At 67.7% G+C, this 22,961-nt stretch carries 22 protein-coding genes and 1 pseudogene; 8 read left to right on the plus strand and 15 right to left on the minus strand.

The window, feature by feature from the left end:
• The 3 genes and pseudogenes from HRUBRA_RS15415 to HRUBRA_RS09595 form a co-directional block, all read left to right on the plus strand.
• A pseudogene (locus tag HRUBRA_RS15415) lies at positions 1-464 on the plus strand (hypothetical protein); the annotation flags it as partial.
• A complete protein-coding gene (locus HRUBRA_RS15190; protein WP_035516645.1) occupies positions 461-952 on the plus strand; it encodes a GNAT family N-acetyltransferase in 492 nt (163 codons plus the stop codon). The pseudogene HRUBRA_RS15415 and the gene HRUBRA_RS15190, both read left to right, overlap by 4 nt.
• Entirely contained in the window at positions 949-1,356 is a 408-nt protein-coding gene (locus HRUBRA_RS09595; protein ID WP_052094618.1) for a hypothetical protein, read from the plus strand. The genes HRUBRA_RS15190 and HRUBRA_RS09595 overlap by 4 nt, the downstream gene beginning before the upstream one ends.
• Here HRUBRA_RS09595 and HRUBRA_RS09600 read toward each other — a convergent pair.
• From HRUBRA_RS09600 to metG, 7 genes are all read right to left on the minus strand, one after another.
• Complete coding sequence (locus tag HRUBRA_RS09600; protein ID WP_035516646.1) at positions 1,349-2,062, minus strand: electron transport complex subunit E; 714 nt, start codon at positions 2,060-2,062, stop codon at positions 1,349-1,351. The two genes, HRUBRA_RS09595 and HRUBRA_RS09600, sit on opposite strands and share 8 nt — an antisense overlap.
• Positions 2,059-2,709 carry an electron transport complex subunit RsxG gene (gene rsxG, locus HRUBRA_RS09605; RefSeq protein WP_035516648.1) on the minus strand — a complete coding sequence of 217 codons (651 nt, stop codon included), beginning with the start codon at positions 2,707-2,709 and terminating at the stop codon, positions 2,059-2,061. Before rsxG ends, HRUBRA_RS09600 begins: the two co-directional genes overlap by 4 nt.
• Positions 2,710-2,711: 2 nt before the next feature.
• Entirely contained in the window at positions 2,712-3,740 is a 1,029-nt protein-coding gene (gene rsxD / locus HRUBRA_RS09610; RefSeq protein ID WP_035516649.1) for an electron transport complex subunit RsxD, read from the minus strand.
• A gap of 13 nt (positions 3,741-3,753) precedes the next feature.
• A complete protein-coding gene (gene rsxC, locus HRUBRA_RS09615) occupies positions 3,754-5,547 on the minus strand; it encodes an electron transport complex subunit RsxC (protein ID WP_035516651.1) in 1,794 nt (597 codons plus the stop codon).
• A complete protein-coding gene (gene rsxB, locus HRUBRA_RS09620; RefSeq protein WP_035516652.1) occupies positions 5,544-6,161 on the minus strand; it encodes an electron transport complex subunit RsxB in 618 nt (205 codons plus the stop codon). Before rsxB ends, rsxC begins: the two co-directional genes overlap by 4 nt.
• Positions 6,161-6,739, minus strand: a complete 579-nt coding sequence (rsxA, locus tag HRUBRA_RS09625) for an electron transport complex subunit RsxA (RefSeq protein ID WP_035516654.1) — start codon at positions 6,737-6,739, stop codon at positions 6,161-6,163. The genes rsxB and rsxA overlap by 1 nt, the downstream gene beginning before the upstream one ends.
• Before the next feature lie 208 nt (positions 6,740-6,947).
• On the minus strand, positions 6,948-9,020 hold the full coding sequence (gene metG, locus HRUBRA_RS09630) for a methionine--tRNA ligase (RefSeq protein ID WP_035516655.1): 2,073 nt from the start codon (positions 9,018-9,020) through the stop codon (positions 6,948-6,950).
• A 166-nt stretch (positions 9,021-9,186) separates the two neighbouring features.
• Between metG and apbC the strand changes: the two genes are divergently transcribed.
• Together apbC and dcd are read left to right on the plus strand one after the other, a co-directional pair.
• Positions 9,187-9,999 (plus strand): iron-sulfur cluster carrier protein ApbC, encoded by an 813-nt coding sequence (gene apbC, locus HRUBRA_RS09635; protein ID WP_052094620.1) that lies wholly within the window; start codon positions 9,187-9,189, stop codon positions 9,997-9,999.
• Between the two features lie 41 nt (positions 10,000-10,040).
• The gene (dcd, locus tag HRUBRA_RS09640) at positions 10,041-10,607 is read left to right on the plus strand and encodes a dCTP deaminase (RefSeq protein WP_035516656.1); all 567 of its coding nucleotides are present in this window, start codon (positions 10,041-10,043) and stop codon (positions 10,605-10,607) included.
• Position 10,608: 1 nt separating this feature from the next.
• On the opposite strand, the gene purN is transcribed toward dcd, so the two are convergent.
• Both purN and purM read right to left on the minus strand, forming a co-directional pair.
• Positions 10,609-11,265 carry a phosphoribosylglycinamide formyltransferase gene (purN, locus tag HRUBRA_RS09645; RefSeq protein WP_035516658.1) on the minus strand — a complete coding sequence of 219 codons (657 nt, stop codon included), beginning with the start codon at positions 11,263-11,265 and terminating at the stop codon, positions 10,609-10,611.
• Positions 11,262-12,299 carry a phosphoribosylformylglycinamidine cyclo-ligase gene (purM, locus tag HRUBRA_RS09650; protein ID WP_035516659.1) on the minus strand — a complete coding sequence of 346 codons (1,038 nt, stop codon included), beginning with the start codon at positions 12,297-12,299 and terminating at the stop codon, positions 11,262-11,264. The genes purN and purM overlap by 4 nt, the downstream gene beginning before the upstream one ends.
• Before the next feature lie 387 nt (positions 12,300-12,686).
• Here purM and HRUBRA_RS09655 point away from each other — a divergent pair, with 387 nt between their 5' ends.
• Positions 12,687-13,736, plus strand: a complete 1,050-nt coding sequence (locus tag HRUBRA_RS09655; RefSeq protein ID WP_052094622.1) for a DUF2066 domain-containing protein — start codon at positions 12,687-12,689, stop codon at positions 13,734-13,736.
• A complete protein-coding gene (gene hda / locus HRUBRA_RS09660) occupies positions 13,724-14,413 on the plus strand; it encodes a DnaA regulatory inactivator Hda (RefSeq protein WP_052094623.1) in 690 nt (229 codons plus the stop codon). The genes HRUBRA_RS09655 and hda overlap by 13 nt, the downstream gene beginning before the upstream one ends.
• A 3-nt stretch (positions 14,414-14,416) precedes the next feature.
• Here the strand turns inward: hda and HRUBRA_RS09665 are convergent, their stop codons facing one another.
• On the minus strand, positions 14,417-14,899 hold the full coding sequence (locus HRUBRA_RS09665; RefSeq protein ID WP_035516660.1) for an Lrp/AsnC family transcriptional regulator: 483 nt from the start codon (positions 14,897-14,899) through the stop codon (positions 14,417-14,419).
• 132 nt (positions 14,900-15,031) lie between these two features.
• Between HRUBRA_RS09665 and HRUBRA_RS09670 the strand changes: the two genes are divergently transcribed.
• Positions 15,032-18,538, plus strand: coding sequence for an indolepyruvate ferredoxin oxidoreductase family protein (locus HRUBRA_RS09670; RefSeq protein ID WP_035516661.1), 3,507 nt, complete (start codon positions 15,032-15,034; stop codon positions 18,536-18,538).
• Positions 18,539-18,573: 35 nt separating this feature from the next.
• Here the strand turns inward: HRUBRA_RS09670 and HRUBRA_RS09675 are convergent, their stop codons facing one another.
• The 5 genes from HRUBRA_RS09675 to HRUBRA_RS09695 form a co-directional block, all read right to left on the minus strand.
• A complete protein-coding gene (locus tag HRUBRA_RS09675) occupies positions 18,574-18,927 on the minus strand; it encodes an Hpt domain-containing protein (RefSeq protein WP_035516663.1) in 354 nt (117 codons plus the stop codon).
• Positions 18,928-18,931: 4 nt separating this feature from the next.
• Entirely contained in the window at positions 18,932-20,293 is a 1,362-nt protein-coding gene (locus tag HRUBRA_RS09680) for a sigma-54-dependent transcriptional regulator (protein WP_035516664.1), read from the minus strand.
• A gap of 173 nt (positions 20,294-20,466) precedes the next feature.
• A complete protein-coding gene (locus HRUBRA_RS09685; protein WP_035516666.1) occupies positions 20,467-21,375 on the minus strand; it encodes a hydrogen peroxide-inducible genes activator in 909 nt (302 codons plus the stop codon).
• A 55-nt stretch (positions 21,376-21,430) separates the two neighbouring features.
• On the minus strand, positions 21,431-22,216 hold the full coding sequence (locus tag HRUBRA_RS09690; RefSeq protein ID WP_035516667.1) for a queuosine precursor transporter: 786 nt from the start codon (positions 22,214-22,216) through the stop codon (positions 21,431-21,433).
• Positions 22,216-22,917 carry an SDR family NAD(P)-dependent oxidoreductase gene (locus HRUBRA_RS09695; RefSeq protein ID WP_035516669.1) on the minus strand — a complete coding sequence of 234 codons (702 nt, stop codon included), beginning with the start codon at positions 22,915-22,917 and terminating at the stop codon, positions 22,216-22,218. Before HRUBRA_RS09695 ends, HRUBRA_RS09690 begins: the two co-directional genes overlap by 1 nt.
• Positions 22,918-22,961 lie beyond the last annotated feature (44 nt).

A 22,961-nucleotide genomic window follows, 5' to 3' on the forward strand; every position in this document is an offset into this window, starting at 1 on the left:
GCTCCGCGCCGCGGGTGGATGGGCCCGCCCGGGTATCGGCGCCGCGGGGTGAAGCGCTGCGCTTCCGCCTTGCGGCGGTGCTCGCCGGCGGCGCGCTCTGGCTCGAGGATCTGGGCACTGCGCCCCTGGCGCGGGAACAGGTTGCTCTCGTGCAGGCCATGATCCGGGCCTGCGGCTGGGCGTCTGAGGCGCCCCGGGTGCAGGAGTTTGCCTGGCCCATGCATCGCAACCCGCAGCTGGACCAGGGCGCTGCGGCCGCGGGCGTGGCGCTGGAGGCCTTCCTGGCGAGGCTGGCGAACGAGGCCGGGCTCACCCGGATCTTCCTCCTTGGCACCGAGGCCCGGGAGCGCGCGGGCGCGCTGGCGCTGCCGGCCTTTGCGCTTCCATCAACGCGGGACATGCTCGTGAGCGCCGGCGCCAAGCGCGACGCCTGGGCGGTGCTGCGGGACCTCGCAGCTTCGTGAGCGCGGTGCTGCGGCCGGCGCTGGCCGAGGACCTGCCGGCGATTGTCGCCATCGACCAGGGCAACGACGGCGTGGGTCTCCTGCCCTCCCTCTACGCAGAGCTGCTGCCCTGCGCCGCCGACGGTAAGGGCGGCGAGGGCGGCAAGGGGCTACTGCTGGTCGCCGAGACCGATGGCGAGCATATTGCCGGCTTCAGCGCCTGTTCGCAGGTGCTTGACGAGGCCACTCTGCTCGCCCTCGTGGTCGAGCCGACACGGCGCGGCAGCGGCCTCGGTACGGCCCTGCTTGCAGCCTCCGTTGAGGCCCTGGCTGCCGCTGGTGCCACCCGGTGCCTGCTGGAGGTGCGCGCCTCCAATGCCGCCGGGCTTGCCCTTTACGCCGCCGCCGGCTTCCGCGAGGATGGCCGGCGGCGCGGCTATTACCCCGGTGCGGGTACCCTGGAGCGGGAGGATGCCGTGCTCATGTCCAGAGAGCTGGAGCGGGAGTGAACGTGCACGTACTGGAAACCGATGGCTGGAGCCTGCTGCTGCCCCCGGAATGGTGGGCCGAGCGGGAGGAGGACACGGTCGTGATCGGCGATCGCGACGGTGTCGGCTGCATCGAGATCAGCGAACTGCGCCCGGAGGCGGGACCGGTAGATGATGCCTCCCTCGCCACCCTGGCTGCCGCCATCGGTGGTGAGGGGCGCTGGACGCGGACCATGGTGGCCGGCGTGCCGGGGCTCTACGCGGCGGGCCTCGACGGCGATGCTGCATTGCGCGAGTGGTGCCTCGGGCGCGGCGCTATTGCCCTTTACATCACCTACAGCTGCGACCTCGCCAACCGGGGTATGGATGATTCGGCGGTGGACGAGATTCTCGGCACGCTTGCCCTGGACCCGGACCTCAGCTGATCGTACCGGTTACCCGCACCCGCTTGCTGCCCCGCACCGGCGCTTCGCGCCGGGCCGCCGCGCGCTGCTCGATGCCGCTATCGATGCGATTCTTCAGTGCAATAAGCAGCCCGGTGAAGATAAACGCGCCCGGCGGCAGGATCGCGAGCAGGAAGGGCTGGTAGCCCTCGACGAGGACGACTTTCCAGCCAGCGGCTGCGGGCCCGAAAAGCAGGTCCATGTCCGCGAACAGCGCCCCGGTGCCAAAGACCTCCCGCAGCGCACCAAGCAGCACCAGCACCACGCCGAAACCCAGGCCCATCATTGCGCCATCGAAGCACGAGCGGCCGACGGCGTTCTTGCTGGCGTAACCGTCGGCGCGGCCCAGGATCACGCAATTGGTGGTGATCAGCGGCAGGAAGATACCGAGAATCTGGTAGAGCTCATACGCATAGGCCTGCATGAGCAGTTCCGTACAGGTCACCGCCGAGGCAATGATCATGACGAAGGCCGGCAGGCGCACGGCGTCGGAGACTACGTGGCGGATCAGAGACACGGCCGTGTTCGAGCAGATCAGGACGAACAGCGTTGCCGCGGCAAGGCCCAGGGCGTTGACTACGCTGGCGGTGACCGCGAGCAGCGGACACAGGCCGAGCAGCTGCACCAGCGCCGGGTTATTCTTCCACAGGCCGTTCAGGGACAGGTCGCGGTAAACGTGCTCGCTCATGGGCCTTTCTCCGTGCCGGTGGCCGCTGCGTCGCCTGCGAACAGGGTCGCTTCGTTCGCCTTTACATATTCCAGGGTGCGCCGGGTAGCTGCAACCACCGCGCGCGGCGTGATCGTGGCGCCGGTGAAGGTATCAAAGACGCCTTTATCCTTGCTGACCTTCCATTGCGCAGGGGCAGGGTTCTTGAGAGAACGCCCGGCGAAGCTGTCGATCCAGTCCCCTTTGCGCCGGTCGATCTTGTCGCCCAGGCCCGGGGTCTCGCGGTGGGCGAGCACGCGAACGCCGGCAATGCTCCCATCGCGCTCCACGCCCACCACCAGGTCGATGGCGCCACTGTAACCGTCCGGGGCCCGCGCGGGCACCAGTACGGTTTCCACGCGGCCGTCCCGGCGAGCGCGGTAGATCGGCCGGGGTTCGGCCAGCTTGAGCTTGTCGTCACCCACGGGCGCCGGCAGCGTGTCGTCGAGCAGCGAGTTGTCATGGGCCTCCCGGGGCACGATCTGCAGCAGGGCACGCTCTTCGGCGGCGCGCTGCTCCTCGCTGATGCGCTCCCGGGTCTGGAGGTAGGTGCCCGCGATCAGCAGCGCCGTGGCCACAGCAAAGGCGGCGAGGATCAGGCCGTTGCGGGTGATCGACTGGCCGAGCACCCTCACGGACGGTCTCCCCGTGCGTGGCCGTAGCTGCGCGGCTGCGTGTAGTAGTCGATGAACGGCGCGGCGAAATTCATGATCAGCACGGCGAAGGCCACCGCATCCGGGTAGTTGCCGCGGGTGCGGATGAGGTAGATGAGCACCCCGATCAGCGCGCCGTAAATCAGGCGCCCGCGCGTCGAGACGGCGGAAGATACCGGGTCGGTGACGATGAAGAAGGCGCCGAACATGGTCGCGCCGGAGAGCAGGTGGAACAGCGGGGAGCCGCCGCTGCCCGGTCCGCCGCCGTCATAGAACAGCGCCGCCAGAGCGGCGAGGGCCGCGAGCATGGCCACCGGCGCGTGCCAGGTAAAGATACCGCGATAGAGCATCCACAGGCCGCCGGCGAGAAAGCCGAGGCTCACCCATTGCCAGCCGACGCCGCCCCAGGCGCCGAGCTGCGGCGTGCCGGCGTAGAGCGCCGCCAGGGACTGGTCGCTGTTCTGGCGCAGGATATCGAGAGGCGTTGCCATGGTCGCGCCATCGAAGCTCGCCGGGATGAAACAGGCCTGCAGGGCATCGACCAGACCGGGCACTTCCGCTGCGAGCCCGCGCGGTGCCGCCCAGGTGCTCATTTGCACCGGGAAGGAGATGAGCAGGACCACATAGCCGACCATGGCCGGGTTGAAGGGGTTGTAGCCCAGGCCGCCGTAGAGCTGCTTGGCCAGGAGAATAGAGGCCGCGGCGCCCACGGCAAGCAGCCACCAGGGTGCATAGGGCGGCAGGGCGATGGCGAGCAGGGTCGCCGTCACCACCGCGCTGTGATCGTCGAGGGTGCGCAGCACCGGCCGGCCGCGCAGCTTCAAGACCGCCGCTTCGAAGGCGATGGCAAAAAAGCTGGTGACAGCGATGTTGACCAGCACCCCGGGGCCGAAAAACCACACCAGGGCCGCCACTCCCGGCAGCGTTGCCAGGAGCACCGTCTGCATGACCCGGGTGGTAGAGAGGGGGCCGTGGGCGTGCGGGGAGGTGATGCGCAGCAGGCTCATGCAGGCTTCCTTTTCAGGCCTCCTCGGAGACGCCCTCGCGGGCTTCCCGGAGTTCCGCCTCGGCCTTCGCGAGCTTGTCTGCCGTCTTCTCGACGCCGCGCTTCAGCGCCTCAGCGACCGGGGCTTCGCCGCCGTCGTAGCTCTCGAGCTTTTCCCGGGCCGCGGCGAGGCGCTTCGCAATGGCGTCGACGTTGGCGGTGAGCTTCGCGACCCGGTCCGCGGGCTCGCCAGCGTCGCCCGCGGCCAGCGCCGCCTTGCGCGCCTTGGCCCGCTCGATGGCGGCCTGGATCGGATCTTCATCGGCGGCAGCCTGCGCGCCGTCGACCGTCTCAGCGCCTTCGGTCGCTGCAGCCCGGGCCTTCGCCCTGGCTTTGGCCTCCGCCGCCTTCTTGCGCTCGGCGCGCTTGGCCTCGCGCTCTGCAGCCAGACGCTCCATACGCGCCTGCCGCGCCTCGAAGCGTTCGCGGGCGTGGTCTGCCTTCTCGGCTTCGCGCCGGCGGGCGATGATTTCCGCCTTCGACGCCCGGTAGTACTGCACCAGCGGAATGTGGCTGGGGCAGACGTAAGAGCAGGCGCCGCACTCAATGCAGTCAAAGAGGTTGTGGCCCTCCAGCTTGTCGTATTCCTTACCGCGGGCAAACCAGTAGAGTTGCTGCGGCAGCAGGGTCGCCGGACAAGCCTCAGCGCAGAGGCCGCAGCGGATGCAGGCCTGGGCCGGTGGCGGGGTGGGCAGCTCGGCCTCCGTGGGCACCAGGAGGCAGTTCGTGGTCTTGACCACCGGGCACTCCGGCGCGGGGATACTGAAGCCCATCATCGGGCCGCCCATGATCAGGCGCCGGGCCCGGTCCGGGTCCACGCCGGCCTGCTCCAGCAGCCAGCCCATGGGTGTGCCGAGGAGGACCTCATAGTTGCCCGGCCGGGTCACGGCCTCGCCGGTCACCGTGGTTACCCGCGACACGAGGGGGCGGCCGCGGGCGACGGCCTCGTGCACGGCCACCGCAGTACCGACGTTCTGGCACACCACGCCGATATCGGCGGGGATGCCGCCGCTCGGGACCTGCTTGCCCAGCAGGATCTCGATGAGCTGCTTTTCGCCACCGGAGGGATACTTGGTGGGGAAGACCACGACCTCCATGGTGCTGTCCGCGGCGGCCTGCAGCGCCGCGATCGCTTCAGGCTTGTTGTCCTCGACGCCGATGAGAATGTCCCTCGGCGCCAGCAGTTCGGCGAGGATGCGCGTACCGGCGACAATGTCGCCGGCGCGCTCGCGCATGAGCGAATCGTCGGCGGTGATGTAGGGCTCGCACTCGGTGCCGTTGATAATGAGCGTATCGATGGCCTTGCCGGGCCCCGGCGACAGCTTCACCGCCGTCGGGAAACCGGCGCCGCCCATGCCGGCGATGCCCGCGCCTTGAATGCACTCGCGCAGCCGTGTCTGGTCGGCTCGCTCCGCCGCCGCCAGCGGGGCCGGGGGCAGCCACGTGTCGGCGCCATCGGTGTCGATGACAATGCACGGCGCCGAGAGCCCCGACGGGTGGGGGACGGGCCGCTCCTCGATGGCGCTGACCGTGCCCGAGGTCGGGGCGTGCACCGGGACGCTGACAAAGCCGTCGGCCTCCGCCAGCAGCTCACCGCCACGCACCGCCTGACCGGCGCGGACCACCGGCTGCGCCGGGGCGCCGATGTGCTGCGCGAGTGGCAGCACCAGCTGCGGCGGGATGCCCGCCGGCTGGATCGGTGCCTGCAGCGACTGCGCCTTGTGCTCCGGCGGATGAATGCCGCCGTGGAAGGTGTGAACGCGCCTCACGCCGCGCGGTCCTGGAGCCGGTCCGTGGCGATTATTTCAACCCGGCCGGCGGCCGGGTCCGGCAGCGGCCAGTGCCAGGTCTTGAGCGTTTCGGCCTGCGGAATCATCTCGATACAGTCCACGGGGCAGGGCTCCACGCAGAGGTCGCAACCCGTGCACTCGCTGCCGATGACCGTATGCATCTGCTTGGCGGCGCCGAGGATCGCGTCTACCGGGCAGGCCTGGATACACTTCGTGCAGCCGATGCAGTCGTCCTCATGGATGAAGGCGACAGCCTTCACCGGTGCCTCCTCGCCATGAGCAGCATCCAGCGGTTTGGCTTCGACGTCGAGGAGGTCCGCCAGTGCCTGGATGCCGGCCTCGCCCCCGGGCGGGCACTGGTTGATCTCCGCGCTGCCACCGGCGATGGCCTCCGCGTAGGGGCGGCAGCCCGGGTAGCCGCATTGCCCGCACTGCGTCTGCGGGAGAATGGCGTTGATCTGCTCGACGACGGGGTTGCCCTCGGTACGGAAACGCTCGGCGGCATAGCCGAGCACGGCACCGAAGACGAGGCCGAGGGCGACCAGTGCGAGGACCGCGGCGGCGAGGGGGTGGTCGGCGAGCCAGGCAAGCATCAAACCAGCCCCGCGAAGCCCATGAAGGCGAGGGACATGAGCCCGGCGGTGATCATGCCGATGGCCGGGCCGGCGAAGGCCTGGGGCACGTCGGCGACCGCAAGGCGTTCACGCATGGCGGCGAACAGCACCAGCACGAGAGAGAAGCCGGCGGCAGCGCCGAAGCCGTAGAGCAGTGACTGCAGAAAGTCGTGTTCCTTGTTGATATTCAGGAGCGCCACTCCCAGCACGGCGCAGTTGGTGGTGATAAGCGGCAGGTACACACCGAGAACCCGGTGCAGCAGCGGACTCGACTTGCGCACGGCCATCTCTGTGAATTGCACCACTACGGCGATTACCAGAATGAAGGAGATCGTGCGCAGGTAGCCAAGGCCCAGAGGCTCGAGGATGGCGTTGTAGACGAGGTAGCTGCTGGCGGCTGCGAGAGTCAGTACGAAGGTGGTGGCGAGGGACATACCCATGGCGGTCTCGAGCTTGTTCGAGACGCCCATGAAGGGGCAAAGGCCCAGAAACTGGACCAGCACGAAGTTGTTGACCAGGATGGCCCCGATCAGGAGCACCGAATATTCCGCGAGCATGCTGTCCCCGTCCGGTTACGCCGCGCCGCGTGCGTCGAGGCCGGGGCGGCTTCACACACCTTTATGCCAAATGGCTCGCGCGCAATGGTAAGGAAGCCGACCGGGCGACACAACGACCAATCCGCACTAAGTATATAACCGTGAATGAGCCGGTAAAGTGATCTGGCGCAAGGCTCCGGCGCTTAAAAACCCTTGCTGCTGCAGGGGCTTAGCTCACCCGCTGGCCCGGCGCGGCGCCGCTGTCGACGGACAGCAGGAAGATCTCGCTGCCGCCGGGGCCGGCCGCCAGGACCATCCCTTCGGATACGCCGAAGCGCATTTTACGCGGTGCGAGGTTCGCCACGACCACGGTCAGCCGGCCTTCCAGGGCGGCCGGATCGTAGGCCGCGCGGATGCCCGACAGGACTTCGCGCTCGCCGAGCTCACCCAGGTCCAGGGTCAGGCGCAGCAGCTTGTCAGCGCCATCCACCTGCTCTGCCCGCTGGATGCGCGCTACGCGCAGGTCAACGCGCATGAAGGCATCGAAGTCGATGGTATCGGCGAGCCCCTCCGCGTCTGCCGCCCGGGGCGCTTGTCCCTGCTGCTTCGCCTTTGCGGCCACCGGCTTTTCGCCGGTGCCGGCATCGCCCGCCGGCGCTTCTTCGCGGCCGGTTTCGAGCAGAGCGTCCACGGCCTTCGGGTCAACCCGTGTCATCAGCGGCGTGAAGGCCCGAAGCCTGTGCCCGAGGAGCGGTTCGCCGAGTGCGGGCCAGTCGAGGGAGGCGTTCAGGAAGTTCTCAGCGCGGTCGGCCATGGCCGGGAGCACGGGCTTCAGGTAGATCATGATCACCCGGAAGAGGTTGATGCCGACGGAGCAGATGGCCTGCACCTCGCCGGCGTTTGCCGGGTCCCGGGCCAGCACCCAGGGCTTGTGCTGGTCGATGTACTGGTTGGCGCGGTCGGCCAGGGCAATGATGTCGCGCATGGCTTTGCCGAACTCGCGCTCCTCGTAGCGCGCGGCTATGGTGTCGCCGGCGGCCAGGAAGTCCTCCAGGAGCGCCGGCTCGGCGCAGTCGGCAGCGAGGCAGTTGTCGTGACCTTTCTTGAGGAAGCCCGCGCAGCGGCTGGCGATATTGACGACCTTGCCGACCAGGTCCGAGTTCACGCGCTGGACGAAGTCGTCGAAATTGAGGTCGATATCGTCCACGCCGCCGCCGAGCTTGGCCGCGAAGTAATAGCGCAGGTACTCGGCGTCGAGGTGGTCGAGGTAGCTGCGGGCGTTGATGAAGGTGCCCCGGCTCTTGGACATCTTGGTGCCGTTTACCGTGAGGAAGCCGTGAGCGAACACCCCCGTGGGCGTGCGCAGCCCCGAAGCGTGCAGCATCGCCGGCCAGAACAGGCCGTGGAAGTTGATGATGTCCTTGCCGATGAAATGATACAGCTCCGTTTCGTGGCCCGGCCGCCAGAAGCGGTCGAAGTCCAGGCCCTCGCGGTCGCAGTACTCCTGGAAGCTGCCCATGTAGCCGATGGGGGCGTCCAGCCAGACATAGAAATACTTGTCTTTTTCGCCGGGAATGCGGAAGCCGAAATAGGGCGCGTCGCGGCTGATGTCCCAGGCCTGCAGGCCGGCGTCGGTCCACTCCCGCAGCTTGTTGGCGATGGCCGGTTGCAGCGTGCCGGAATCGATCCACTCGCGCAGCATGTCGACAAGGCTGTCAAGGGACAGGAAAAAGTGCCGGGACTGCTTCTCCACGGGGGTCGCCCCGGACAGAGCGGAGACCGCGTCGATAAGCTCCGCCGGTGTGTAGGTGGCGCCGCAGGCCTCGCAGTTGTCCCCGTACTGGTCCGGCGCCTTGCAGCGCGGGCAGGTGCCCTTGATGAAGCGGTCGGCGAGAAACAGTCCCTTTTCCGGGTCGAAAGCCTGGGTGATTTCGCGCTCGACAATGTGGTCACCCTCGCGGAGCCTGGCAAAGATGTACTCGCACCAGTGTCGGTTCTCGTCCGAGTGCGTTGTGTAGTAGTTGTCGAAGCTGATGAGAAAATCGCCGGCGTCGCGGCTGTGCTCGGCGTGCACCCGGGCGATCTGCTCCTCCGGGCTGATGCCCAGCCGCTCGGCGCTGAGCATGATGGCCGTGCCGTGGGCGTCGTCGGCACAGACGTAGTGACATTCATGGCCCCGGGAGCGTTGGAAGCGCACCCAGATGTCCGTCTGCACCTGCTCCAGGAGATGACCAAGGTGCAGCGGCCCGTTGGCGTAGGGCAGGGCGCTGGTCACCAGGATGCTGCGCTTCTGGGCACTCATGGATGGGGTCCGGCTCGAAAAAAAGGGGCGCCACTATAGCGGTTTTGCGAGGGCTTTTCACGCAGCCCGGCGCCCGCGCACGGGCGCTTTGCCGCGCATTGTGTGCACTTCCTTGAGTGCCTATACTGCCCGGTCTCCGACTCACCCCAAGCTCGCGAGCCCTGCCATGCAGTCCATTCGCCACATCATCGCTGTCGCCTCGGGCAAAGGCGGCGTGGGCAAGTCCACCGTCACGGTCAACCTGGCGCTGGCGCTGGCTGCTGACGGCGCCCGGGTCGGCCTGCTCGATGCCGACATCTACGGTCCCAGCCAGCCGACCATGCTCGGTCTTCCCGCTGGTACCCGGCCGGACACTGAGGACGACAAATGGCTGCTGCCGGTGCCGGCCCAGGGTCTTGCCACCATGTCCATGGGCTATCTCGCCAACGAGCGCACGCCCATGGTCTGGCGGGGTCCGATGGCCGGCGGCGCTCTGGCGCAGATGCTCGAACAGACCCGGTGGGGGGAGCTCGACTACCTCCTGATAGACATGCCGCCGGGGACCGGCGATATTCAGCTGACGCTCGCGCAGAAGGCGAAGCTTGCCGGTGCGGTTATCGTCACCACGCCGCAGGACATCGCCCTCCTCGATGCGCGCAAGGGCATCGAGATGTTTCGCAAGGTGGACGTGCCGGTCCTCGGTATTATCGAGAACATGGCACTGCACCGCTGCAGCCAGTGCGGCCACGTGGAGCACATCTTCGGCGAGGGTGGCGGTGAGCGCGTTGCCGAAGAGTACGGTGTGCAGCTCCTCGGCAGCCTGCCGCTGACCGCCGCCGTTCGCGCCGAGACCGATGCGGGCCGCCCGACGGTCGCTTCGGCGCCCGGGTCCGATGCCGGAGAAGCCTTTATCGCCGCGGCCCGCGCCCTGCGCGCGGTGGTCGAAACGGGCGAGGACGATGGGGGCGCAGGTCCCACCATCAGCATCACGGACGATTGACAGGGGCCCCGGGCCGGGGACCTCAGCAGGGAGACGCAGCCATGAGCATCAAAGCGGACCGGTGGATACGTCGCATGGCGGCGGAGCACGGCATGATAGAGCCCTTCGAAGCCGGGCAGGTTCGCGAGCGCGACGGACACAAGCTCATTTCTTTCGGTACCTCGAGCTACGGCTATGATGTGCGCTGCTCCGACGAGTTCAAGGTGTTTACCAACATCAACTCGGCCACCGTGGACCCGAAACACTTCGACGAGAGCAGCTTTGTCAGCGTGCGCGGCGAGGAGTGCGTGATCCCGCCGAACTCCTTCGCGCTGGCCAGCACCGTGGAGTACTTCCGCATTCCGCGCAATGTGCTGACGATCTGCCTCGGCAAGTCGACCTACGCCCGCTGCGGCATTATCGTCAACGTGACGCCGCTTGAGCCGGAGTGGGAGGGGCACGTCACTCTCGAGTTTTCCAACACCACGACGCTGCCGGCGAAGATCTACGCCAACGAGGGCGTGGCCCAGATGCTGTTCTTCGAGTCCGATGAGGTCTGCGAGGTGAGCTACAAGGACCGCGGCGGCAAGTACCAGGGCCAGCGCGGCGTGACTCTCCCCCGGGCCTGAGTCAGCGTCCGGCGAGCGCAGCCGGGTCTGCGCCGGCCGGCGGCAGGGGCCGGCCGAGCAGCTCTGCCCGGTCCCCGGCAAGGCGCACGCGTCCGCTCAGGCAGGCCTGCACCGCGAGCGGGTAGATGCGATGCTCTTCCTCCTGTACCCGCGCTGCGAGGCGTTCCGGGTTGTCATCGACCTCGACAGGCACCCGCGCCTGCAGGATCGCCGGACCCGCATCCAGCGCCTCGATCACAAAATGCACCGTGGCCCCGGCCTCGCGATCGCCCGCGGCCAGAGCACGCGCGTGCGTGTCCAGCCCCGGATAGCGCGGCAGCAATGAGGGATGGATATTGATCAGGCGGCCGCGCCAGGGCGTGATGAACGCCGGGCTCAGGATGCGCATGAAACCGGCGAGGACGACGAGATCCGGCTCGAAGTTCGCCAGGGCGTCGTGCAGGGCGGCGTCAAAGGTTGCCCGGTCGGGGTAGGCGCGGTGGTCCAGGGCCAGCGTCGGCAGCCCCCGGGCACTGGCGCGTGCTAGCACCGCCGCCTCCGGCCGGTTGCTGGCTACCACGCAGAGCCGGCCGTCGATCCGGCCCTGCTCACAGGCTTCTGCCAGGGCCTCGGCATTGCTGCCGACGCCCGACGCGAGGACCGCGATACGCCCGCTCAAGGGGTCAGGGTGATGCCGTGGTCCCCGCCTTCGATGGCGCCGAGGACCCAGGCCGTGAGGCCGTGCGCTGTGAGGCAGGCGAGCGCTTCGTCCCGCGCGGCGCCCGGCACGCAGGCCACCATGCCGACGCCGCAGTTGAAGGTCCGGAACATCTCACCCCGGTCGATGTTGCCGGCCTCCGCGAGCCAGCGGAAGACCGCCGGCCATTCCCAGCTGCCGGTGTCGATGCGCGCGTGGCAACCGGTGGGGAGAACGCGCGGCAGGTTCTCCGTGAGGCCCCCGCCGGTAATGTGCGCGAGGGCACCTACGCGAGTGCGCCGGCACAGGTCGAGAATCGCCGGCACGTAGATGGTGGTGGGCTCGAGGAGCGCCTCGCCCAGGGGGGTACCCTCCAGGTCCAGGTCGGTGCTGGCGCCGCTGACTTCCAGCACCTTGCGGATCAGCGAGTAGCCGTTGGAGTGAGGCCCGCTGCTGCCGATGGCAATGAGCAGGTTGCCAGCGGCGACGGTGCTGCCGTCGATGATGGCGTCCTTTTCGACGACGCCGACGCAGAAGCCGGCGAGGTCGTAATCGTCGCCCTCATACATGCCGGGCATTTCTGCGGTCTCTCCGCCGACAAGGGCGCAGCCGGCCAGTTCGCAGCCGCGGCCGATGCCGCGCACCACCGCTTCGGCGATGTCGACATCCAGACGGCCGGTGGCGTAATAGTCGAGGAAGAACAGGGGCTCGGCGCCGGCGACCACGAGGTCGTTGACGCACATGGCGACGAGGTCGATGCCGATGGTGTCGTGGCGGCCCAGGTCCATGGCCAGGCGCAGCTTGGTACCGACGCCGTCGGTCCCTGCCACGAGCACCGGCTGCCGGTAGCCCGCAGGCAGTTCACAGAGCGCCCCGAAGCCGCCCAGGTTGCCCAGCACCTCTGGCCGGCGCGTGCGCGCGGCGACGTGGCGGATGCGCTCGACGAGGCGGTTGCCGGCGTCGATGTCGACCCCCGCGTCGCGGTAGCTGAGCTGTTGTCTGTCGCTGTCACCCATGGGCCGGCCCCCTTCGCAGGCGCGCTAGTTTAGGGCAGGGCCCGGCGAGGTGCCAGCTGCGTCGTAACGTAGTTTGTTTTTCAAGCCTTCGCAGCCGTGCCGTGCCGGGTCGGGTCGGGCGCGGGAGAATTCTCTCAGTCGCTCCCCGGTACACGGTTTGTGAGAGAACTCTCCCGCGCCCGCCCCTGGCGCGTCGCGTACTTCCAGCGCGATAGAATTGCCAGGGCGGTAGGGACGGGTGCGGTCCGGTGCCCCTACCAGGCGTGTATCGGGGAGCGACTGGGGGCACCGGACCGCAGCCGTTCCGGGAATCGGCGAAAAGCCTCTGAGCGAGCTCGTCTTCTGTGCTTGTGCCGCGATTGAGGTTCGTGCTGGTAAACTGTCGCCATGCGTCTCCTCTTCGTCATCGCCACTCTCTGCGTAGCCGTGCTCCTCGCACCGGGGTTGCGCGCGGCGGTCATCGATAACCTCTACCAGGCCGAGGTGATGGTGGACGATCGCGGTCGGCGCGCGCTGGATGCGGCGGCCCGGGAGGGCCTCGCCGCGGTGGTGTTGAAGGTAACCGGCAGCGACGAGGCGCTTGCGCTGCCTCCGGTGCAGGCGGCCCTGGACGACGCCAGTCGCTACCTGCAGCAGTACACCTACCGCGAGGCCGAAGACGGCGCCCTCTCGGCGGAGCTGTTGTATGACGAGACCGTGCTCCGGGGCCTGCTCCTTGAGGCCGGCGCGCCCCTGTGGACGGCCCGGCGGCCGCCGGTGCTGGTCTGGCTGGTGGCCGAGGGCCCCGGGGGGCGCGATTTCGTGAGGCCTGCGCACCAGCCCGGGCTGGCCGAGGCGCTCACGGAGGCCTTTGCACGCCGGGGGGTGCCGCTGCGGACACCGTTGCTGGACCTTCGGGACAGTGCCGCCCTCGGTCCCGGCCCGGCCTGGCGCCTGGACGCGGCGAGCATCGCCGCAGCCTCGGCGCGCTACGGCCTGGCCGATGTGCTCGCCGGCCGCGTGTTGCCGCTCTCCAGTGGCGATTGGCTGGGCGACTGGGTCTATCTTCACGACGGCGAACGTCTGAACCGGGCCGTGACCGCCTCCGACCCGGCCGCCTTTGCCGAGGCCGGTGCTGCCCTTGCCGCCGGGGCTATCGCCCGGCGCTACGCGGTTGCCTCTGCCGGTGAGGCTGCGGCCGGCGGAACCCGCGTTCTGGTGCTGGGCATCGACAGCTTTGCTGCGTACGCTGAGGTGATGGCCTGGTTCGAGGGACTGGATCTTGTCGACCGGGTCAATCCGGAGCTTATCGATGGCGACGGTCTGGTGCTGCGCGTTGTTGCGCGGACCGATCTCGCCCGCCTGGCGCCGGTGATCGAGCTGAACGAGCGGCTGCAGCCGCTGCCGGCGGTGCCGGACACTGTGCGGGCAGAGCGGGCCTACCGGTGGCAGCGCTAGCGCCCCGGCAGCTGTTCCTCAACCTCCGGCCGCGGGACGACGCGACGCTGGAGAATTTCCTGTCGCTGCCGGGCAACAGCGCCGCCCTGGAGGCACTGGGCAGCGGCGGCGAAGATCAGGTCTACCTCCATGGTCCCGCCGATGGCGGCAAGTCGCACCTGCTGCAGGCCCTCTGCCACGCAGCCGGCCCCGGGGCGCTGTACCTGCCGGGGTCCGCCGTGGCCGCTTACCCGGCCGAGGAGGTGCTTTCCGGGGCCGAGGGCCTGGCGCTGGTGTGTATCGATGAGCTCGACCTGCTCGCCGGACGCGAGGACTGGGAGCAGGCGCTGTTCCATTTCTACAACCGCGCCCGGGAAAGCGCCTGCCGCCTCTGCGTGGCTGCTGCCCGGCCGCCGGGGACGCTGCCCCTGGAGCTGCCGGACCTGCGCTCGCGCCTTGCCGCCGGCCTGGTCTTTGCCCTGCCGGCGCCCGATGACGCCGCCCGCCGGGCGATTCTCAGCTTCCGCGCCGGACGGAGGGGCCTGCGCCTGGCGCCGGAACTTGCTGGCTACATCCTGGCACGGGCGCCCCGCGGCCTGGCTGATCTCCTCGCGGTGCTCGAGCGTCTCGACCAGGCGTCCCTCGCCGCCCGGCGGCCCCTCACCCAGCCCTTCGTCCGCGAGGTGATGAGCTGGTAACGCTCAACCTGCGGACTGTGTCTCAAGGGGCAGGGCGGTGGTGTTCTTGATTTCGGTGACGGCCACGTGCGAGTGCATCTCCCGCACCGAGGGACTGGCCGCCAGCGTGTCCCGGACGAAGCGCTCGTAATGGCGGATGTCCCGGGTGACGATCTTCAGCATGTAGTCCCAGATTCCGGTCATGGTGTAGCACTCGACGACCTCCGGGTGGCGGACGATCTCCTGCTCGAAGGTGAGAAGGTTCTGGCGCCCCGTTGAGGTGAGGTTGATGGTGGCGAAGACCACCACGTCCATGCCCAGGGCCGTGCGGTCGAGGAGAGCGACCCGGCCACGGATCAGCCCCTCCTGCTCCAGCTTGTTGATGCGCCGCCAGCAGGGCGACTGCGACAGGTTGACGCGCTCGGCGATCTCGCCGGTGCTGAGGGTGGCGTCGCTCTGCAGCAGCGAGAGGATCTGCAGATCGGCCTGTGCCAGGGAATTAGCCATTTCATGTCTCCTTGAGCGTTTTGATGCATAAAGTATGCAATAGCGGCCGGTAAAAGAGGATAAGAAAGATAATAATTCCTGAGGCGTTCGCTAGACTGTTACCACCGCATAACAGCATAGCGAGGCCGAACGGTGGGCACGGATCAGTCAGGCGCGTTTGCGCAGGTTTCCCTTGACGACAAGTACGCCCTGGACGCCACCCGCGCGTACATGACGGGCGTTGAAGCGCTCGTGCGGCTGCCGATGCTGCAGCATCAACGCGACCAGCAGCGCGGCCTCCATACCGCCGGCTTCATCTCCGGCTACCGCGGCTCGCCGCTCGGCGGCGTCGACCAGGCCATCTGGAAAGCGCAGCGCTGGCTGGCCCGCCACAACGTCGTTTTCAAGCCCGGCATCAACGAGGAACTCGCCGCCACCGCGGTCTGGGGCAGCCAGCAGACCAACCTGTTCCAGGGCGCGCGCTACGATGGTGTGTTTTCGCTGTGGTACGGCAAGGGCCCGGGCGTTGATCGCAGCATGGACGTCATCAAGCACGCCAATGCCTTCGGTACCGCCCGCTACGGCGGTGTCCTCGCTGTGGCCGGTGACGACCACGCCTGTAAATCCTCGACGCTGCCGCATCAGTCCGAGCACAATTTCATTGCCGCTTCCGTGCCGGTACTGAGCCCCGCCAACGTGCAGGAGGTGCTGGACCTCGGCGTCTACGGCTGGGAGCTCTCGCGCTACACCGGTTGCTGGGTGGCGCTGAAGGCAATCACCGAGAATATGGACTCGGCCATTTCCGCGGACATCGATCCGTCGCGGGTGAACATCGTTATTCCCGAGGACTTCGAGCTGCCGGCGGACGGTGTGCACGCACGCTGGCCCGACAAGCCTCTCGAGCAGGAGCGCCGCCTCAACAAGTACAAGATCTACGCCGCCCGCGAGTTTGCCCGGGTGAACGGCCTCAACCGGGTTGTCGTCGACAGTCCGCGGCCCCGGTTCGGCATCATTACCTCGGGCAAGGCCTACCTCGACGTCATGCAGGCCCTCGAGGACATGGGCATCGATGCGGCCGTGGCGGCGGAGATCGGTCTGCGGGTGTACAAGGTTGGTATGCCCTGGCCCCTGGAGCCGCGGACGACCCACGATTTCGCCGAGGGCCTCGAGGAGATTCTCGTGGTCGAAGAGAAACGCTCGATCATCGAGGACCAGCTCACCGGTCAGCTTTACAACTACCCCGTCGGTTCTCGGCCGAAGGTCTTCGGCGAGTTCGACGAGAACGGCCGGGACTTGCTGCCCAATCTCGGGGAGCTGACGCCGGCAACGGTGGCCCTGGCTATCCACAGCCGCATCCGCCGCTTCTACCGGTCCGAAACCATGGATCGGCGCATCCGCTGGATCGACGAGAAGGAAGCCTCCCTCGCACGGCTGGAGACCCGCGTCGAGCGCGTGCCCCACTTCTGCTCCGGCTGCCCGCACAACACCTCCACCCGGGTGCCTGAGGGCAGCCACGCCCTCGGCGGCATCGGTTGCCACTACATGGCGACCTGGATGCCGGACCGGCCGACAGAAACCTTCACGCAGATGGGCGGGGAGGGGGCCACCTGGATCGGCCAGGCGCCGTTCACGGACACGCCGCATGTGTTCCAGAACCTTGGCGACGGCACTTACTTCCACTCGGGGTCGCTGGCGATCCGCGCCTCTGTCGCCGCCGGCGTGAACATTACCTACAGGATTCTCTATAACGACGCCGTAGCCATGACCGGTGGCCAGCCCATCGACGGCTCTCTCACGGTGCCGGAAATCCTTCGCCAGGTGGCCGGGGAAGGGGTCCGGCGTATTGCCCTGGTGAGTGACGATCCCGGCGCCTGGCGCGGTCGGCTGCCGCGCCTCGACGGCCTTACGGTGCACCACCGCGACGATTACGATGCGCTGCAGCGTGAGCTGCGCGAGGTCCCGGGTGTGTCGGTGATTGTCTTTGTGCAGACCTGTGCGGCGGAGAAACGTCGCCGGCGTAAGAAGGGTATCCTCGCCGATCCACCGAAGCGGCTGTACATCAACGATGCGGTTTGTGAGGGCTGCGGCGACTGCAGCATCCAGTCGAACTGCCTGTCCGTGGTGCCGAAGGAAACGCCTCTCGGGCGCAAGCGGCAGATCGACCAGAGTAGCTGCAACAAGGACTACAGCTGTGCCAAGGGCTTCTGCCCGAGCTTTGTCACCGTGCTTGACGGCGACCTGCGCAAGCCGGAGGCGGCAGCGCACAGCCAGCAGGTCTTCGATCCGCTCCCGGAGCCTGCGCTGCGCGAGCTCATACAGCCCTGGAACATCGTTGTCGCCGGCGTCGGTGGCACCGGCGTGCTCACGATCACTGCGCTCGTTGCCATGGCGGCGCATATCGAGGGCAAGGGCTGCGCCACCATGAATCAGACGGGCCTTGCGCAGAAGTTCGGCGCGGTGGTCAGTCACGTGCGCGTGGCGCCAACGCAGGACGCCATCAAGGCGGTGCGTATTCCCGCTGGCGAGGCCGACCTGCTGGTCGGCTGTGACCTTGTTGTGGCGACCAACTATGAAGCCATGGGCAAGGCCGCCGTCGGCCGCAGCCACGCGGTGATCAACGACGCGGAGGTACCCACGGCCGCGTTCATCCTCGACCCCGACGCGCCCTTTCCCACGGCGGCACTGAAGGCAACCATCCGCCGTGAGGTCGGTAGCGATGCCTGCAACTTCCTCGACAGTACCGAGGTCGCCACGCGGCTGCTGGGTGATGCCATCGCCAGCAACCTGTTCCTCCTCGGCTACGCCTGGCAGCAGGGCCTGGTGCCGGTGTCCGCGGCGGCCCTCGAACGCGCCATCGAGCTCAACGGCGTTGCTGTGGACTTCAATAAGCAGGCCTTCCTCTGGGGCCGCCGCTACGCGCATCAGCCTGCGAAAGTGCTGGCCGCGGCCGGTCTAGCCGGTGAGGACGGAGAGGCCGATGCCCGGGACGACAGCGTCGATGCGCTGCTAGCGGACCACGTGCAACGGCTCACGGACTACCAGGATGCGCGCTATGCCCAGCGCTATGCTGACCGCCTTGCCGCCGTGCGCGCTGTGGACCCCCGACCGGAGGCCGCGGATTCGCTGACCCGGGCCGTGGCCCGGTCGTTGTACAAGCTCATGGCCTACAAGGACGAGTACGAGGTCGCCCGGCTCTATGCCGCTCCGGCTTTCCTTGAGGGACTTGAGGCGCAGTTCGAGGGCAGGCCCCGCCTGCGCTTTAACCTGGCGCCGCCGCTGCTGGCCCGCAGGGACCCGGTGACCGGACACCTGCGCAAGCGTGAGTTCGGCCCCTGGATCCTGCCGGCATTCCGGCTGCTGGCAAAGCTGCGCTTTCTGCGCGGCACGGCCCTTGATCTGTTCGGTTACACCGCCGAACGGCGCCAGGAGCGTGCCGACATCGCCGACTACCTCACGCTCCTGGACGAGGCCCTGCCGCAGCTGGACGAGGACGCCTACCCGCTCGTGGTCGAGCTGGCAGCACTGCCGCTGCAGCTTCGCGGCTTCGGGCACGTCAAGGACCGCCATCGGGAACAGCTGGCCCCGCGGCGGGAGCGGCTGTTAAGTCAGCTTCGCGGCAGGAGCGCCGGGGACCCGGTCACTATCGTTGAGGCCGCCTGAGGTGGTCTGCCGAGTGCAGGCGCTCCGCTAGCGGCTCAAGCGCCGAGGAAGCTCTGCGCGGCGCGGTGACCCTCGGCCAGTGCCGCGGCGAGGGCGTCGAGGCGATCGTCGTCGGGTTGTTCGCCGGTTTCGATCCCGCCCTCGAGGGTCGCGAAGGCCTCGCCCAGCGCCGGCAGGCCGACGCTGCGCTGGAGGCCGGCAAGGGTGTGTGCTTCCCGGGCCGCGGTCTCTCTTTCGCCCAGAGCCAGGGCCTCGCGCAGCGCCGCAAGCCGTTCGCCGGACTCGACATGGCACTGGGCCAGGATCGCGGTCAGGGTCTCACTGCCAAGGTCCGTGCGGAGCCGCGCCAGCTGCTTCTGATCCGGCCCGTAGGCCGTGCCCCGGCTCATCCGTCTACTCCTCGTCCCCGGACTGCTTCCAGGACTGCAGCTTGCGATACACCGTGGAGGGGGCGACCTCAAGGAGTCCGGCAGCGCGGTTGACATTGCCGTCGCAGGCGGCGATGGCATCCTCGATGGCGCGTTTTTCCACCATCCAGAGCGGTTCGACCACCTCCCGGGCGGTGGGCGAGGCGACGACTGGGGACGCAGGTTCCGCCGTCGGCTCCTCCATGGGTATATGCCCGGTCTGCAGGTAATTCGGGAGCATGGCCTCGCTGACCTGACCCGCATCCTGCAGCACAACAATCTCCTGCAGCACGTTCTGGAGCTGACGGACATTGCCGGGCCAGGGGTAGCGCTGCAGCGCTTCCATGGCGTCCTCGCTGAAGCCGCGGAAACGCTTGCCCGTTTCGCTGGCGAAGCGGGCGAGATAGTGCGCGGCGAGGAGGGCAACATCGCCTCCGCGCTCGCGCAGCGGGGGCATGCGCAGCGGTACCACGTGCAGCCGGTAGTACAGGTCTTCGCGCAGGGTGCCTTCCTGTACCGCGCGCAGCGGGTCGCGATTGGTGGCGCAGATAATGCGCGAGTCCACCTGCGTCTCGTCGCTGCCGCTGCCATGAAAGGTGCCGAACTGGACGAAACGCAGCAGCTTGGTCTGCAGCTCCGGCTCGAGCTCGCAGACCTCGTCGAGGAACAGCGTCCCCCCATCGGCGCTGCGGGCGGCGCCATCGCTGCCGAAGAGGGCATGGTCGAGGCGGTCACTGGGCATGGCGCCGCAGTTCAGGACGACGAAACCGGCGTCGGCACGAACGCTGTTGTCGTGGATGGCGCGGGCGGCGAGCTCTTTGCCTGTGCCGCTCTCGCCGACCACGAACACTGCTGCATCGCTTGCGGCGAGAGCCTCGATGGTTTGGTAGACCGACTGCATGGCCGGCGAATCACCGACAAACTGCTCGAAGCCGGTGCCCTGGCGGCGGGTCATGCGGGCGTAATCGCGACGCAGCTTCTGCTGGGCAACGGTGTTGTCAAGCGTGACCAGCAACCGGGTGGCGTCAAAGGGCTTGGTGATGAAGTCGACGGCGCCGCGCCGTACGGCCTCGACGGCCATGTCGGCGGTGGCATAAGCCGTCATCACCACGATATCCGGCGCGTCTTCGTGGGACAGGAGTTCATCGACGAAATCGAGGCCGTTGCCGTCGGGCAGCTGTACGTCCAGCAGAACGATATCGACGGGCATCTCAGCCAGGGCCTGGCGCGCAGCGCCGATGGAGGCCACGGCCGAGACTTCGTAGGGGGCGTTGCTGAGATAGCCCCGATAAATAGAGGTCATCGACTGGCTGTCTTCGACCAGTAATACTCTGGGAGAATTTCTCATGTGTCGTTGCGCCCGCCTCGCTCGTTCACGTGAACCGTCTTTGTTGTCCCACACGGTCACATCCAGCCATGCATTTTGCAATAAAACTCTCGTTTCGCCTAGTTCTTGCGTTGCAACGCTCAAAGTTTTTTCGCAGCTTGTGAGCCTGTTCGCGTTTTTCTTCCCGGCTCCGATCATCGATTGCCGGTGAGAAGAGCAGCGATTTCGCGCTCCAGGAAAGCCCGCAACGGGTGAGAGGCGCGGGTGATCAGGGCGATCCCGCGGTGTGGCGGTGCCTGCAGGCGTACTTCGCGCAGGGAGGTCCCCTCGAGGACCCCGCTGGCGACGGCCATGGCCGGGAGCAGGGCGAGACCGCAACCGGCCTCGGCCAGCTGCACCAGCGTATCGATATTTGTTGCCTCGAAGCGTCTGCTGGCCTGGGCGCCGACCCCGCAGGCGGAGAGGGTGTGTTCGCGCAGACAATGCCCGGGCTCGAGCAGGATCACCTGGCTGGTATCGATCGCCGACAGGCGCAGCGGCGCCCTCTGCTGCGCTACCGCATGCCCGGGAGCGGCAAGCAGTCGCAGCGGGTCGTCAAACAGGTGGGTGACCGCCAGGGTGCCCGTATCCATCGGCAGCGCCAGCACCGCGGCATCGAGCTCGCCCCCGGAGACCTGCTCCAGGAGACTTTCGGTCTGGCGCTCGTGGAGGAACAGCTCGAGCTTCGGGAAGTGCTCCGCGGTGCCGGCAAGGAACTCGTGCAGCAGGTAGGGAGCGATGGTCGGGATCATGCCCAGGCGCAGGCTGCCGGTCCCTGGCTCCGCCTGCGCCCGGGCGAAGGCGAGGAGGTCCTCGCTGGCACTCAGGATCTGCTCGGCGCGCCCGCAGACCGCCTCGCCGGCGGGGGTCATGGCTACGTGCTGCCGGCTCCGTTCCACCAGCTTCATGCCGAGGGTGCGTTCGAGCTCGGCGAGGCCGCCGGACAGGGAGGACTGGGTGACGAAGCACTGCTCGGCGGCGCGGGTGAAGTTCAGCGTGTCGCGTACGGCGAGCAGGTAGGCGAGCTGTTTGAGAGACAGGGAGGCACTGCGTCGGTCGGTCACTGCAGGGAGTCCGTTCGGCCAGGGGGCCTCAGTTTAGCGCAGTTGCGTTGTGGTCTCAGTCCGCCGCCGGTGACAACGAGGCGCCGCCTGGCACGGCGGCCTGGCCCGGTTCCAGGCACAGATAGCGGCGCAGCAGGTGCACGGCCAAATAGAAGGGCCCCGTGTCGAGGAGCGCCACCGCCGCTTTGAAGGCGTAGTTGCTGCCGACGAGCACGAGCAGCGCGCCGAGGGCGATCTCGCCGCGGAGGAAGGCGGCGCCGAAGGTCACCGACACCACCATCAGCGAATCCACCATCTGACTCATGAGCGTGCTGAAGTTGTTGCGGATCCACAGGTGGCGCCCGCGGGTGACCCGCTTCCAGAAGTGAAACAGGTGCACATCGCAGTACTGGGCGGCGATATAGGCCAGCATGGACGCGAAGACGGCCCCGGAAGTGGTCGCATAGATGAGCTGGTACAGACCGATACTCGACTCGACCATTTCGCCGTTGGGGAGGGCGACGGGTGCGGCAAGCTGGAGGATCTGCCAGGGCGGCATGGCCTCGAGGGGCACTGAGGGCATGCTGTTGCCGAGAAAGAGCACAAAAAGAATCAGGAAGTTCAGGCCCAGGCCCACCGTTACCAGGAAGTTTGCCCGCGCTTTGCCGTAAAGCTCGCAGACCAGGTCCGTGCACAGGAAAGTGAGCGGGTAGGGCAGAACACCCACGGCCAGCGCCAGGGGCCCGAGCTGGACAAAACGGGTGATGCCGATCACGTTGAGCAGCGTCATCGCGCAGAGAAAGGTCCCGGCCAGGACCAGAAAGACCCGCTCGCGCCGCTCCTGCAGAATGTGCTCAGCCATCAGCTTTCCCGCTGCCCCAGGTTACCGTGCAGCACAGCACCGTTGATGACCGGGTTGTGATGTACCCAGGTGATGAGCTCGGCAATTTCGTCGGGGTCGACCAGCCGATGGTAGCTGTTCATGGCACCGATGGCGTCGATCACCGAGCTGTCGTTGCCCAGATGCGTGCGCAGCATCTCCGTATCCGTAAAGCCGGGGCAGACCAGCGCCGTGTGCACGCCGCGGCCCATGAGGTCCTGGCAGGTCGCGCGCATGAGGCCGAGCTGGGCGTGCTTGGAGACCACGTAGCTGAAGGCGCCGGCGACCGCCTTCTCAGAGAGCGTTGAACCCACGTACACCACGCTCGAGCCTGCGGGCAGCGCCGGCAGCAGGCCCTGGTTGAGGGCATTCACCGCCAGGACATTGCTTTCCAGCACGGCGCGCAGCTGCGCATCGGGGCAGTCGAGGGCTGAATCCTTGTGCATCTGACTTGCGTTGTGCACCAGGGCCACGCTGTCGGCGGCGGCCACCGCCGGTGCCAGGGTCTCCAGGGCCCCAGCGATACTGGCGGCGTCCGTCAGATCGCAGGCAAGGTTGTGTACGCCGTCAAGCGGGCAGGGCCGGCGGGACAGGTTGTAGACCGTGAAACCGCGGTCCAGGAAGCGGGCGGCGCTGGCGCGGCCGATGCCGACGCTGGCGCCGGTGATGATGGCGATGGGCATGGATTCCCCCGGAAGTTGTACGGTGCTTTCGCGGCCGGTTGGCC

It is taken from the genome of Pseudohaliea rubra DSM 19751 (genome assembly GCF_000764025.1).
GTDB classification, from domain to species: Bacteria; Pseudomonadota; Gammaproteobacteria; order Pseudomonadales; family Halieaceae; genus Pseudohaliea; species Pseudohaliea rubra.

Excerpts from the sequence above, each read along its gene's own strand:
- HRUBRA_RS09600 (WP_035516646.1), bottom strand. The coding sequence starts at position 2,062 with ATGAGCGAGCACGTTTACCGCGACCTGTCCCTGAACGGCCTGTGGAAG.
- rsxD (WP_035516649.1), bottom strand. The coding sequence starts at position 3,740 with ATGAGCCTGCTGCGCATCACCTCCCCGCACGCCCACGGCCCCCTCTCT.
- rsxB (WP_035516652.1), bottom strand. The coding sequence starts at position 6,161 with ATGCTTGCCTGGCTCGCCGACCACCCCCTCGCCGCCGCGGTCCTCGCA.
- rsxA (WP_035516654.1), bottom strand. The coding sequence starts at position 6,739 with ATGCTCGCGGAATATTCGGTGCTCCTGATCGGGGCCATCCTGGTCAAC.
- metG (WP_035516655.1), bottom strand. The coding sequence starts at position 9,020 with ATGAGTGCCCAGAAGCGCAGCATCCTGGTGACCAGCGCCCTGCCCTAC.
- apbC (WP_052094620.1), top strand. The coding sequence starts at position 9,187 with ATGCAGTCCATTCGCCACATCATCGCTGTCGCCTCGGGCAAAGGCGGC.
- dcd (WP_035516656.1), top strand. The coding sequence starts at position 10,041 with ATGAGCATCAAAGCGGACCGGTGGATACGTCGCATGGCGGCGGAGCAC.
- purM (WP_035516659.1), bottom strand. The coding sequence starts at position 12,299 with ATGGGTGACAGCGACAGACAACAGCTCAGCTACCGCGACGCGGGGGTC.
- HRUBRA_RS09655 (WP_052094622.1), top strand. The coding sequence starts at position 12,687 with ATGCGTCTCCTCTTCGTCATCGCCACTCTCTGCGTAGCCGTGCTCCTC.
- HRUBRA_RS09665 (WP_035516660.1), bottom strand. The coding sequence starts at position 14,899 with ATGGCTAATTCCCTGGCACAGGCCGATCTGCAGATCCTCTCGCTGCTG.
- HRUBRA_RS09675 (WP_035516663.1), bottom strand. The coding sequence starts at position 18,927 with ATGAGCCGGGGCACGGCCTACGGGCCGGATCAGAAGCAGCTGGCGCGG.
- HRUBRA_RS09680 (WP_035516664.1), bottom strand. The coding sequence starts at position 20,293 with ATGAGAAATTCTCCCAGAGTATTACTGGTCGAAGACAGCCAGTCGATG.
- HRUBRA_RS09690 (WP_035516667.1), bottom strand. The coding sequence starts at position 22,216 with ATGGCTGAGCACATTCTGCAGGAGCGGCGCGAGCGGGTCTTTCTGGTC.
- HRUBRA_RS09695 (WP_035516669.1), bottom strand. The coding sequence starts at position 22,917 with ATGCCCATCGCCATCATCACCGGCGCCAGCGTCGGCATCGGCCGCGCC.